11 protein-coding genes are annotated in these 12,550 nt (G+C 61.4%); 1 reads left to right on the forward strand and 10 read right to left on the reverse strand.

Features of this window, described 5'->3' with window-relative positions; all coding sequences use genetic code 11:
• Window positions 1-195: 195 nt before the first annotated feature.
• The 4 genes from E0501_RS07635 to E0501_RS07650 are packed head-to-tail and all read right to left on the reverse strand — an operon-like array spanning window position 196 to window position 3,891.
• Window positions 196-1,908, reverse strand: coding sequence for a molybdopterin-binding protein (locus E0501_RS07635; protein ID WP_235857767.1), 1,713 nt, complete (start codon window positions 1,906-1,908; stop codon window positions 196-198).
• On the reverse strand, window positions 1,905-2,396 hold the full coding sequence (mobB, locus tag E0501_RS07640) for a molybdopterin-guanine dinucleotide biosynthesis protein B (protein ID WP_137700706.1): 492 nt from the start codon (window positions 2,394-2,396) through the stop codon (window positions 1,905-1,907). Before mobB ends, E0501_RS07635 begins: the two co-directional genes overlap by 4 nt.
• Window positions 2,393-3,022, reverse strand: coding sequence for a molybdenum cofactor guanylyltransferase MobA (gene mobA, locus E0501_RS07645; protein WP_137700707.1), 630 nt, complete (start codon window positions 3,020-3,022; stop codon window positions 2,393-2,395). Before mobA ends, mobB begins: the two co-directional genes overlap by 4 nt.
• Entirely contained in the window at window positions 3,019-3,891 is an 873-nt protein-coding gene (locus E0501_RS07650; RefSeq protein ID WP_137700708.1) for a formate dehydrogenase accessory sulfurtransferase FdhD, read from the reverse strand. Before E0501_RS07650 ends, mobA begins: the two co-directional genes overlap by 4 nt.
• A 63-nt stretch (window positions 3,892-3,954) precedes the next feature.
• On the opposite strand from E0501_RS07650, the gene E0501_RS07655 reads away from it, so the two are divergent.
• Window positions 3,955-4,485, forward strand: a complete 531-nt coding sequence (locus tag E0501_RS07655; protein WP_235857768.1) for a DUF2478 domain-containing protein — start codon at window positions 3,955-3,957, stop codon at window positions 4,483-4,485.
• 83 nt (window positions 4,486-4,568) lie between these two features.
• Here E0501_RS07655 and E0501_RS07660 read toward each other — a convergent pair whose 3' ends face one another.
• The 6 genes from E0501_RS07660 to E0501_RS07685 all read right to left on the reverse strand — a co-directional run bounded on the left by E0501_RS07660 (window position 4,569) and on the right by E0501_RS07685 (window position 12,507).
• On the reverse strand, window positions 4,569-5,864 hold the full coding sequence (locus E0501_RS07660; protein ID WP_137700883.1) for a c-type cytochrome: 1,296 nt from the start codon (window positions 5,862-5,864) through the stop codon (window positions 4,569-4,571).
• Window positions 5,842-7,128, reverse strand: coding sequence for a (Fe-S)-binding protein (locus E0501_RS07665; protein ID WP_137700709.1), 1,287 nt, complete (start codon window positions 7,126-7,128; stop codon window positions 5,842-5,844). The genes E0501_RS07660 and E0501_RS07665 overlap by 23 nt, the downstream gene beginning before the upstream one ends.
• Window positions 7,125-7,766, reverse strand: a complete 642-nt coding sequence (locus tag E0501_RS07670; RefSeq protein WP_137700710.1) for a respiratory nitrate reductase subunit gamma — start codon at window positions 7,764-7,766, stop codon at window positions 7,125-7,127. Before E0501_RS07670 ends, E0501_RS07665 begins: the two co-directional genes overlap by 4 nt.
• Window positions 7,763-8,923: a formate dehydrogenase subunit gamma gene (locus E0501_RS07675; protein WP_137700711.1), complete on the reverse strand. Its 1,161-nt coding sequence runs from the start codon at window positions 8,921-8,923 to the stop codon at window positions 7,763-7,765. Before E0501_RS07675 ends, E0501_RS07670 begins: the two co-directional genes overlap by 4 nt.
• 82 nt (window positions 8,924-9,005) lie before the next feature.
• Window positions 9,006-9,599 carry a formate dehydrogenase FDH3 subunit beta gene (gene fdh3B / locus E0501_RS07680; protein WP_137700712.1) on the reverse strand — a complete coding sequence of 198 codons (594 nt, stop codon included), beginning with the start codon at window positions 9,597-9,599 and terminating at the stop codon, window positions 9,006-9,008.
• 13 nt (window positions 9,600-9,612) lie between these two features.
• The gene (locus E0501_RS07685; protein WP_137700713.1) at window positions 9,613-12,507 is read right to left on the reverse strand and encodes a formate dehydrogenase subunit alpha; all 2,895 of its coding nucleotides are present in this window, start codon (window positions 12,505-12,507) and stop codon (window positions 9,613-9,615) included.
• Window positions 12,508-12,550 lie beyond the last annotated feature (43 nt).

The raw sequence follows: 12,550 nt of genomic DNA on the forward strand, positions 1-12,550 counted from the left end.
TCGCCTGTCTTCATGTTTGCATGCCGGCGCAAGCAAAAAAACCTTCTTTCGCAAAGGATACTTGCTTCAAATCCGCGCGGCTTGCCCGGATTCCTGCGCGGGCAAGGTAGCGCGGCGGAGTACCCCGGAACAACTCGGCCGATGCTCGCCAAAGCGAACCCAAAGCAAAGCTTAAAACGCGCCGAGAAACTCCAATCAGCGCAAACCGAAGCTGGAATAGGGAAAATACCGCACCGGCGTACCCGGCCTGACATCCAGCTCTTCATCGGGCAGCTCGACCAGTCCGGTTGCCCAGGACAAACCGCTGATGCGCCCCGATCCTTCCGAATGGAACACCTCGGCGGCGCCGTCCTCGTTCAGTCGCGCCCGCAGAAATTCGCGCCGCCCCGGCTTCTTTCGTTTCTCAAAGGCCGCGGGCACGACAAACCCCTGAGGTTCCTGCCACTCCGATCCAGCCATCAACGAAAGCGCAGGTCGGGCAAAAATCAGGGCACAGACCAGTGCGGCAACCGGATTTCCCGGCAAACCGAAAACCGGTGTCCCGCGCCACAGGGCCAGGGCCAGCGGGCGCCCGGGTTTCAACGCAATGCGCCAGCTCGACAAGGTGCCGCTTGCACGCAGGAGGGCCGAAACATGATCTTCATCCCCAGCGGAAGCCCCGCCCGATGTCAGGATCACGTCGGCCTCTGCGGCCCCTTCATTCAGGCGTATCTCGATCTGTTGCGGATCGTCGATGACATGGCCGAGGTCGACCGGGTGATATCCCCAATCTGCGATCAGCGACAACAGCATGGGACGGTTCGCGTCCCAAATCTGATGCGGCCTGGCCGGGCGATCCACGTCAGCGACAATCTCATCCCCGGTGGAAAGCACCCCTACCCTGAGCTGCTGGAACACATCGACACGCGGGATGCCTAGCGCCGAACACAAGGCCAGATCGGGCGCTCGTAAGCGATGCCCCGCTCGCAACGCAGGAGTGCCCTCGGTCACGTCCTCACCGGCCGCGCGGGTGTTGGTGCCGGGCTTGACCGGCCCGTCGAAGACCACAGCGGTGCCATCACTGGCCGTGTCTTCCTCGAGCACGACGGTGTCGACCCCATCGGGAAGGATGGCGCCGGTAAGAATCCGAATCGCCGCGCCATGCGGAACCGGCCGGTCATAGGGCTGTCCGGCTGCGGCTCTGCCATTGACCAGCGGCAGGCGTTGTACCCCGTCGCCAGTCGCGGAATGGGCAAAGCCATATCCATCCACGGCAGAGTTGGGGCGCGGCGGGTTTGATCTTCGGGCCACCGCATCCACCGCAAGGATGCGCCCGGCCGCCCTGTTGGTCGCGCAGGTCTCGATGGTAGTGATCGGATGCAGCGCGGCGCGCAACCGCCTTTTCGCCTCGTCGACTGGAACCCAGGCAACGCCTTGCGGCATGGCAAAACAGTCATCGCGCAGGCGCGGCGGCTCCTGCGTGGCGGGCAACGCGGCCCGTAGCGCAATTTCATGGCCCGTTCCCAAGGGTTGTTTCCATGTCGGGTTGCCCGCAAGCAACGGCGCAAGACCGCCCTTTTCCGATAACGCGAATACCGCCTGAGCGAGCACAGCAACCCGGCTCTCGTGCAAGGTCTTCCGGGGGTTTTCCGCGCGATGCAACGAGATTTCGGCCTGAAGTATCTCGGGATCGACAGGCACCACCGTCATCGCAGGACCAAGATCCTCCTTCGGCCAGAGGTTTGCCGGATCGTGCTCTCCGATAACGCCCAGCAAACAGGATTGCCCCCGGTCCTGAATAGCCAGCGCTTTGCCTGCCGCATCAAGCGACGCAAGGCGCTCGGTCAGGATGCCACCACGCGACGCGACCGCCAGCCATACCGCGTGCCCGGACGAACAATCCAGCATTGCGACCCGATCGAATCTCACAGCCCGACCTCATTCAGGATGAAGTCGGCGATCGCACCAGTATCGTCGAGGTCAAACAATGGCAGTACGGTTTCCACCGGCGAATCCGATGCCAGCGCCCGGATCGTGCCGTTTTCCTCAGCCAGCGGCCTTTTCCCGTTGACCGCCCGGAAGGCCTCGATCTTGGGATGCGCCTCGTTCTTGTAGCCCTCGATCAGCACCAGATCGACCGGCGAAAACCTTTCCAAAAGCGCATCAAGCGGCGGTTCCGGAGCATCTCGCAGCTCATGCATCAAGGCCCAGCGATTGGGCGTGGCGAGCAGAACCTCCCGTGCGCCGGCCTGGCGATGCCGATAGCTGTCCCGTCCCGGCTGATCGATATCCGTCGTATGGTGCGCGTGTTTGAGGCTCGAAACCGATACTCTGCGCTCGGCAAGCTCGGCGATCAAACGCTCCATGAGCCCGGTCTTTCCGGCGTTCTTCCAACCCGTCACGCCATAGATCTTCATAGCAAGGCCTGCGCTTTCTCCAGATCTTCGGGCGTGTTGATGTTGAAGAAGGGATCGAAGGGCGATGCCGGGAAAAGCGCCTCGCGCCCGCCATGGCGATCCGTCCAAAGGACGATCTTTTTCAACCCGTCCTCCAGACCATTCCGCAAATCATGGCGCAGGGCAACTGGCCAAAGGCCGAACGTCGGATGCCGGATCAGGCCCGAGCGTGACTTGCTCTTAGTCGCGGCGTCCCCCCTAGTTGCGGCCAGCACCAGCGGATGTGCCTGACCTTCTGCGGCAGCCTGCAACCGGATCACCAGATCATCCGGGAAAAACGGTGTGTCGGCCGCAACCGACACCACGACATCCGCCCCCTGTTCCGAGGCCCAGTCCAGCCCGGCCAGAACGCCCGCCAGCGGGCCCGGAAACCCGGCAACACTGTCCGGCAAAACAGGCAGACCAAAGCCCGAGAAACGATCAGAATCACCGTTGGCATTCAGGGCCATGCCCGCAACCTGCGGCGAAAGACGGTCGATCACATGCGCCAACAGAGGCCTACCGCCGAGCATCAGCAACCCCTTGTCGCGCCCGCCCATGCGTGTGGCCTGGCCGCCGGCCAGGATCACCCCCAGGGGCCTGCTCATTCAGAGGCTCCCTTGCGGCGCGTCTTCTGGTCCTCGGCAGGCACGCTTGCCGGATCGACATCCCGGACAAGCCGATCTTCACCTGACAGGCACACGAAACGCTGCCCGCGCATCCGCCCGATCAGCGTCAACCCCACCTGTCGGGCGATTTCGACGCCCCAGGCGGTGAACCCCGAGCGCGATGCCAGCGCTGGAATACCCATCATCGCCGTCTTGATCACCATCTCCGAAGTCAACCGGCCCGTGGTGTACAGAATCTTGTCTGCCGCAGGAACGTCATGGCGGAACATGAATCCCGCGATCTTGTCGACGGCATTGTGGCGGCCGACATCTTCCATGTAGAGGAGCGGCTGATCGCCCTGGCACAACACCGTGCCATGGATTGCCCCGGCCTTCAGGTAGAGAGACGGGGTCATGTTGATCTGGCGCGCCAACGCGTAAAGCCAACTCGTGCGGAGTTCGGTCTGCGGCAGTTCCAGCCCCTCCAACCCCTCCATCATGTCACCGAACACGGTGCCCACCGCGCAGCCGCTCGTCCGGGTCTTCTTCTGCACCTTCTCCTCGTATGACGTTTCGCGGACCGTGCGCACGACAACGGTTTCAATGTCTTCATCGTAGTCAATTCCGGTTACGACATCGTCATCGCGCAGCATCCCCTGGTTTCGCAGAAAGCCGAGCGCAAGGTATTCGGGATAGTCCCCGATCGTCATGGACGTGACGATTTCCTGACTGTTGAGAAAGATGGTCAGGGGGCGCTCTTCGACAACCCGGATTTCAATTTCCGCCCCGGTCTGATCCGTTCCCGTCACGGCGCGCGTCAGGCGCGGCGCGTCCGGGTCTGGTAGAATGGGATAGTCCGCGCCTTTCAATTCATGCTCCTGTCAGGCTTGCATTTTCCGCCGCGCGAACATCATGTATGCCAATATTGGGACATGCAAGTGGAAGCCATGCTGGGCTATGTAATCGCAGACGGACGCGGAAAGGCGGATCTATTGATCCGTGAAGTCGCCATGCGCCTTCACGCCGGCGGGGTCAGGGTCGCCGGGGCGGTGCAGGTGAACATTGAAACGGACGCCAACCGAAAATGCCACATGGACCTGCATATCCTGACCGGTGATGACGTGGTGCGGATCAGCCAGGATCTCGGGGCGATGTCCAGAGGATGCAGGCTCGATCCGGGCGGGTTGGAACGCGCCGTTGGGTTGGTATCCGCCGAGCTGGCCAACAATCCCCAGATCGTAATCATCAACAAGTTCGGCAAGCAGGAACTCGAAGGGCGCGGCTTCCGCCCGGTTATCGGAGAAGCGCTTTCTGCCGGTATTCCGGTGCTAACGGCCGTGAACCGCAGTAACCTCGACGGTTTCCTGGAGTTCGGACAGGACTTCGCCCAACCGGTTCCTAACGATGCTGAGGCGCTCCTCGACTGGGCGATGGTCGCGTTGAAACAGAGTGCAGCCGAGTGAACGGAACCAACCCCGACTAATCTGTCCTGCGATAGCCCGGACAAAATCTAGGACAAGTCGACCTCCTCATCGGGCTTCGGTATCTAGTTCGCCTTGGTCGCGCTTTTCAGGAAACTGATCAGGTCTGCCCTGTCGGATGTCTTGCGGATCACCTGCATCGGCATTTTTGATCCGGGAATGTAGTGATCCGGCCCTTCGTCGAAGAGAGCGTCAACCGTCGCCTCATCCCAAACAATATCCGCCCGAAGCAAGGTTGGCGAATAGGTATATCCCGGCAAGGTTCCGGCCCGGCGCCCGAACAGCCCATGAAGGCTGGGACCGGCCTTGCGCGATGGCCCGGGTTCAAGCGCGTGACAAATCGAACATTTGCGCATGAACTGCCGCTCGCCATTGGGCATGCTTTCGGCCTCTCTGAGAAATGAACGTTTTCCATTTATCGCTGGATCGAACTTATCCAGAAGGGCCACAGGCCAAGCATAGACGACATCGTCAAGCCCACCGGCGTAGATGGTCTCTCCATCCGGAGAGAACGCCAGCGCCCAGACCGGCCCCTGGCGGGTTGCCTTGAAATCCCGCGTGATCTCCCAGCGATTTGCATCTAGCATCATGATGTAGCCATGACCATCGCCCACGGCGATTTGTCCGCTCTTCGGGTGATAGGCCATGGACAGTATCGGGCGGCGATCCAGCGTGAAGTCGGCGATCGTCTCGCCGGTTTCGACATCGATGACACGCGTGCCGCCGTCGACGGCGCCGTAGGCCACCCACCCCGCGTCAATGATCAGAACATTCACGCCAAAGCCGTGATTGACCATTGGAAACGGCGTGCTGCCTTCGTCATCGTAACGCAGCAGCGCGCCTTGCGACGTGCCCGCAAAGAGACGGCCGCGCTGATCGAACGCAACCGCGTTTACCCCGGCACCCGGCGCAGGAAGCGCTTTGGACGCCCCTCCCTCGAGCGGCCAAAGCCGAATGGTTCCGTCCCAGCTTCCGCTCGCGACCGCTGTGCCGTCGGGGGAAACCGCCAGCGAGGTCACCTTTCCCTGGTGGCGTCCCAGCTCGATGGGCGGATCAGTCCACAGGCGCACGGCAAAATCGTCGCCCGCGCTGATCGGGGTGCCGCCGGAGGTGAAGCCGACAACCGTTACGGCCGCATCATGGCCTTCGAGCCAACGTGGTTCGCGATCCGTCCAGAGACCGACAGAGTTGTCGAAGCTGGCAGTCGCCACCTGCCCTTGCGGCGTCACGGCGATCCCCATGATCGGTCCACCATGTCCCTTTAACGTAGTGAACTCCTGCGCGGCACCAGCCGCCGCGCAGGCCCCGAAGAAAACTGCAAGAAGATATCGCAGCGCCCTATTTCGCCGTTTTGGGATCATCCGCCAAAGTATCTGCAACCAGTTGTCCAAGGCTGACCACCTCGATCTCGTCCCGGTCCAGCTCGAACAGTCCATCCTCGAAAACGCCCCGGCAGTTGGCGCAGGGAACGACCACAGCGTCGATATTGCCAAGATCGTCGATCTGTTCCAGCTTCTTGCCGAAAGCACCGATCATCAGATCCTCTGCACGCTGGTTTGCCGATACACCACCACCGCCACCACAGCAGTAGTTTGTCACGCCCGCGCCTTTCATCTCGACGAAATTCGAACAGGCATCATCCAACAGGCGGCGCGGTTCCTTGAGAAGGCCACCACGTCGGACAATCTGGCAAGGGTCATGCAGGGTCATCTTGCGCGTGTCGCGTTCTCCCGGCGGGATACGCCCTTCGGCTCTGAGCTTGTCAAGCAACTCAAGAATGTGCAGCACCTCGAACTTGAAAGAACGGCCAATCAGGTTCGGCCCCGCCCAGCGGATTGCCCCGTAGGCATGGCCACATTCCGGGCTGATAACGTATTTGACACCCAGCCGTTCGGCCTCATCGACAACGCGCTGCACCAGTTGCCGGGCCAGCGGACCCGAGCCGATCTGCACCCCGACATTCGTCGCTTCATAGGCTTCGGTGGACAGCGTCCAGCTGACTCCCGCACGATCGAAAATCTTGGCATAGGCGCCGATGATTTCGGGCGAGGCCATGATCTCATGCGAAGACAGCAACGCGAGGTAGTCGGCCCCCTCCACGTCCACCGGTATCTTCAGACCGGTGTCCTCTTCCTGATGCTCGACCTGTTTCAAAAGCGCTCTTGCGGTCACGCCCATCGGGCTTGAGGTTCTCTCGACATTGGCGCGGGCCTGCGCCAATCCTTCCGGCACGATGTCCGCGGCGGCATAGCCCTCGCGAACCTTGCGAATGGTGCCGGCGATGTCGATTCCCATGGGGCAGACCAAAGTGCAACGCCCGCACATCGTGCAGCTGTCATAGACAAGCTCTTCCCAATCACGCAGTTCCTCTTCGGTGATCTCGTCCGGTGCCCCGAAAATCTGGGTGATCCAGCGCAACGGGGCCTTGTGCTTCTTGTAGGCCTTCACCAGCGGGAACAGCTTGTATGTCGGCGTATATTTTGGATCGTGCGTCGCCTCGTAGAAATGGCACGCTTCGGCGCATTCCCCACAATGGACACAGGCCTCCAGATAGGACGCAATATCACGATCGATCTGGTTGACCAGAGTGTCAATGGCGGTCTGGGCTTTCGATGTCTCACTCATGGGTTCATCCCCTTGCGGCCATAGTTCGCGCCGGTGGCCCCGCGCGACAGGAAGAATGTGAAGGCATGCATCAGGCGGCTGAACGGGAAGTATATCAGCCAGATGTTGACACTGAGCATGTGAATTGCGCGCAGGCTGTCATGGGCTTCCTGAAGGGCAAGACAGCCTGTCAGCATGACTATGAAAGTCAGCCACGTGCCGACATGGTCATCCCAGTCCGAGATCAACCGCATCACCGGATCCGAGAAACGCCGCACCCACAGGACAATCAGGCCGGCAAAGGCGATCTCGGCTGCAATGATGAAACCCCAACGGGGCAGCGCAGGCCAGCTCAGACCGGTAAATTTCTCGATGAAGGCGATATGCGGCGCCGCGAAAAAGAACAACACGAACAGGCCAAGGTGAAACCCGTACCCCCCAAGAAGATGCATCCAGGTGCGCTGAGCGAACAGCCCGCGCGGGAAGAAATGCCTCAGGTTGCCTTTCAGGAAGCCCGTAGCGGCAGAGCCGCGCGCGGGGGCCAGGTCGGGCTTCTTGCCCAATCGAACGATCCCGACCAGTCGCCACAACCCCGCCACGACGAACAACGCCGCGGCGAAATAGAACATCGGGCCTTCAGTGAATTCCAGGAATGTCATGCCGAACCCTCCGCCGTGGCCGCGCCGGGCGCGGACTCGTCTTCATCATGGCTGGCCTTCTTGCCCGTTACCTCCTCGTACCAGAGGTCGTGGTGTTCCTTGGCCCAGTTTTCGTCCACTTCGCCGCGCAGCATCGAGTCGAGCGACCCTTCCATGCCGATCGAGCCGATATAGGCATGGCCCATCGCAATCGAGATCATGAGAATGGCGCCGCCGGCGTGCAGGACGGTGGACAGTTGGTGCCACGCCAGCACCTCCGTGACCCAGGGAAACAACAGGAGCATCCCGGTGGCGGACATGATCAGCCCGACGATTACCACGATCCAGTACCAGGTCTTTTCGCCGAAATTATAGTGGTGCGATGACGCGTGTCCGCCGAGCAGACCTCCACCCTTGATGATCCACTTGGCATCGGCCCACTGGAAGAAATTGCCCTTCATGAACTTGAAGATCACGATGAGCAGCGACAGGATGAAAACAGGCCCGAAAAGATTGTGGCCCTGCAGCATGGCGCTGGTCAGAACCGCGTTCGCCTCCTTGCCGATGATAGGTACCAGAACCGTGCGGCCCAGAAGGATGACCAAGCCCGAAATCGCCATCAGGATGAAGCTTGACGCAAGGAACCAGTGCGCGATGCGATGCGCCATGGAGAAGCGTGGAATATACTTGCCTGACCGTCCGCCGCGAATCTTGATGCGGCCGCGCACGATGCCGAACAGCGCAATCACCCCAAGAACCGTCACTAGAATCCAGCCTGCATAGGGCAGGATGATTTCCCGCCGCAGCAGGCGCCATTCCTCACCCAGAACCTGCATCACCCGGGGCTGTCCCGAGGAGGATGTGACATTGACCGTCTCGCTGGGCCGGATCTCTTCCATCAGGGCTTCGAAAACGTTTTGCGGACGCCCGGGCACCTCGAGGATCGGATTGTCGCCAACCACAGGAGGCGGCTCTGTGCCACCGTATTTCAACTGCCGCCAGATGTCGGCGTCGGACGCCTCACCAAGCGGAGCGGTAATGCCCGGCGAGTCCACAGCTCCCTCGGGCGGCCTGACGGAACTTTGCGCGTCTGCCGTCGAGGCCATGGCCAGGCAAAGCAGCGTGATTGCAGCCACGAGCAGCCGCAAGGGATGCAGTTTGAAGGCGGTCACGGTCATGACAACCCCTGTCTTTTGTATTGCTCCGGACAGGCAGGCCGCAGAGGGCGGCCTGCCTGGATATTACGGAAGAGCCTGCAGCTCAGCCGCCCTTCTGGTCGTAGGCCGTGCCCCAACCCCAGGCGCCCGAGCCAAAGCCGCGGGCGACCACGCGTTCGCGATAGATCGCCGACACGACGTCGCCATCTCCCGCGAGCAGGGCCTTGGTCGAGCACATCTCGGCGCAGATCGGCAGTTTGCCTTCTGCGATCCGGTTGCGCCCGTACTTGGCGAACTCGGCCGTGGAGTGGTTCTCTTCCGGACCGCCGGCGCAGAAGGTGCATTTGTCCATCTTGCCTCGAGATCCGAAATTGCCTGCCTGCGGATATTGCGGCGCGCCAAACGGGCACGCGTAGAAGCAATAGCCGCAACCGATGCAGAGATCCTTGGAGTGAAGAACAACCCCCTCCTCGTTCTGGTAGAAGCAATCCACCGGGCAGACCGCCATACAGGGCGCATCCGAGCAGTGCATACAGGCCACCGAGATCGAACGCTCACCCGGGTCGCCATCGTTGATCGTCACAACGCGGCGCCGGTTGATGCCCCAAGGCACCTCGTGCTCGTTCTTGCACGCCGTTACACAGGCATTGCACTCGATGCAGCGTTCAGCGTCGCAGAGAAACTTTGCTCTAGCCATTTCTCAATCCTCCTTATGCTGCCGTGACCTTGCAGAGAGTCGCTTTCGTCTCCTGCATCTGGGTCACCGAGTCATAGCCATAGGTCTGTGCCGTGTTCGAACTTTCGCCGAGCACATACGGGTCAGCCCCTTCGGGATACTTGTCCCTCAGGTCCTTGCCCTCGAAATGGCCGCCGAAGTGGAACGGCATGAAGACGACGCCTTCGCCGACCCGGTTCGTCACCATCGCCTTGACCTTGACCTTGGCGCCTTCGGCACCTTCGACCCAGACCGCGGCCCCGTCACGCACACCAAGGTTGTTGGCATCACGCGGGTTGATTTCGACAAACATGTCCTGCTGAAGCTCGGCCAACCAGGGGTTCGACCGGGTTTCGTCACCACCGCCTTCGTATTCCACGAGCCGGCCAGAGGTCAGGATCAGCGGATAGTCTTTGCTGAAATCCTTTTTCTGGATCGAGGCATACATGGTCGGAAGTCGATAGAACTTGCGGTCCTCATAGGTCGGATAATCCGCAACCAGGTCGCGCCGCGGCGTATAGAGCGGCTCGCGGTGGACCGGGATCGGATCCGGGAAGGTCCACACGACCGCCCGCGCCTTGGCATTGCCGAAGGGCGCACAGCCGTGCTTGATCGCAACCCGCTGGATACCGCCGGAAAGGTCGGTTTTCCAGTTGGTCTTGGGACCGGCCACAGCATCGATCGCAGCGCGCTCGTCATCCGTCAGATCCGAATCCCAACCCAGGTCCATCAGCATCTGCATGGTGAATTCCGGGTATCCATCCTGGATTTCCGACCCCACCGAGGCCACGCCATCGGCCAGCAGGTTATCGCCATCGCGTTCCACGCCGAAACGGGCGCGGAAGGTCAGGCCGCCTTCGGCAACCGGCTTGGACATGTCATAGAGGTTCGGCGTGCCCGGGTGGCCCATTTCGGGCGTCCCCCAGCATGGCCACGGCAGACCGTAGTATTCGCCATCGTTCGGGCCGCCAACGGCCTGAAGCGTGGTCCGGTCGAACGTGTGCTGGTTCGCCATGTGCGACTTGATCCGCTCGGGCGACTGGCCGGTGTAGCCGATCGTCCAGAGTCCGCGGTTGAACTCACGGGTGACACTTTCGATGTTCGGCGTGTTTTCGTCTTCCATCTCGATATTGCGGAAGAAACGATCTGCCCAACCGAACTTGTTGGCGAACATGCCCATGATTTCATGGTCGGTCTTGGATTCGAACAGCGGATCGACCACCTGCTCGCGCCACTGGAACGAGCGATTCGACGCCGTGACGGAACCACGGGTTTCGAACTGCGTTGCCGCAGGGAGCAGATAGACGCCATCGGTCCGGTCGTGCAGCACCGCCGAAACCGTCGGGTACGGGTCCACCACGACAAGCATGTCGAGCTTCTCCATCGCCGTCTTCATCTCTTTCAGGCGGGTCTGCGAGTTGGGCGCGTGGCCCCAGAGCACCATGGCGCGGACATTGTCCGGCTGATCCATGTTGTCCTTGTTCTCCAGGATGCCGTCGATCCAGCGTGATACCGGAATACCGGTCAGGTTCTGCAAAGACTTTTCCTTGCCGTCGGCACCGGTGGTCTTGGCAAACTGGTTGCCCAGCCATTCGGGATCTTCGCCCCAGACACGGGCCCAGTGCGCCCAGGCACCGGCCGACAGGCCATAATAGCCTGGCAGCGTGTGCGACAGAACACCAAGATCGGTCGCGCCCTGCACGTTGTCGTGGCCCCGGAAAATGTTGGTGCCACCACCCGAGGCGCCCATGTTGCCAAGGGCCAGCTGCAGGATGCAGTAGGCGCGGGTGTTGTTGTTGCCGTTGGTGTGCTGCGTGCCGCCCATGCACCAGATCACCGTGCCGGGACGGTTGTTGGCCATGGTCCGGGCGACGCGGCGCAGCTGCGATCCGGGGGCTCCGGTCACACGCTCCACCTCCTCGGGGGTCCACTTGGCCACTTCCTCGCGGATCTGATCCATGCCCCAGACACGGGTGCGGATGAACTCCTTGTCCTCCCAGCCGTTTTCGAAGATGTGCCACAGGATGCCCCATACCAGGGCAACGTCGGTGCCCGGACGGAAGCGCACATACTCGTCGGCATGGCTGGCCGTACGGGTAAAGCGCGGGTCACACACGATCAGCGGTGCGTTGTTCTGCTCCTTAGCGCGCAGAACATGCAGCAGCGAGACAGGGTGCGCCTCGGCCGGGTTGCCGCCGATGATGAAGATGGCCTTGGAGTTGTGGATGTCATTGTAGGAGTTGGTCATGGCGCCGTAGCCCCATGTATTCGCAACGCCCGCAACGGTGGTCGAGTGGCAGATACGCGCCTGGTGGTCCACGTTGTTGGTACCCCAGTAGGCCGCGAATTTGCGGAACAGATAGGCCTGTTCGTTGTTGTGCTTGGCCGAACCGAGCCAATACACGCTGTCAGGTCCGCTTTCGTCACGGATCTTTATCATGCCGTCGCCGATCTCGTTGATCGCCTGTTCCCAGCTGATCCGTTTCCACTCGCCACCCTCTTTTTTCATCGGGTATTTCAGGCGGCGTTCGCCGTGGGCGTGCTCGCGCACCGCTGCGCCCTTGGCGCAATGCGCTCCGAGGTTGAACGGGCTGTCCCAGCCGGGCTCCTGCCCGACCCAGACGCCATCGCTGACTTCCGCGATGACGGTACATCCCACCGAACAGTGGGTGCAGACAGATTTCTTGAGCTCAACCGCGCCGGTTGCCGCGGATGCTGCATTCGCACGGGTCACGGTGCCGCCCGTCGCGGCAATCGCCGTCAGGCCCCCGATCGCCAGACCAGAACCGCGCAGGAACGCACGGCGGTCGACCGAGGCGTTACCCACCTCGGAAAGGAGCGAAGTCCGCTGGGGGCGTCGCGCAACCCCGTTGGTCTTTTTCCTCAACATGTTTCAATCTCCCTTGCTCGCAGGCAATTGATCCCGCTTGCTT

Source organism: Marimonas lutisalis, assembly GCF_005434965.1.
In the GTDB taxonomy this organism is placed as follows: Bacteria; Pseudomonadota; Alphaproteobacteria; order Rhodobacterales; family Rhodobacteraceae; genus Marimonas_A; species Marimonas_A lutisalis.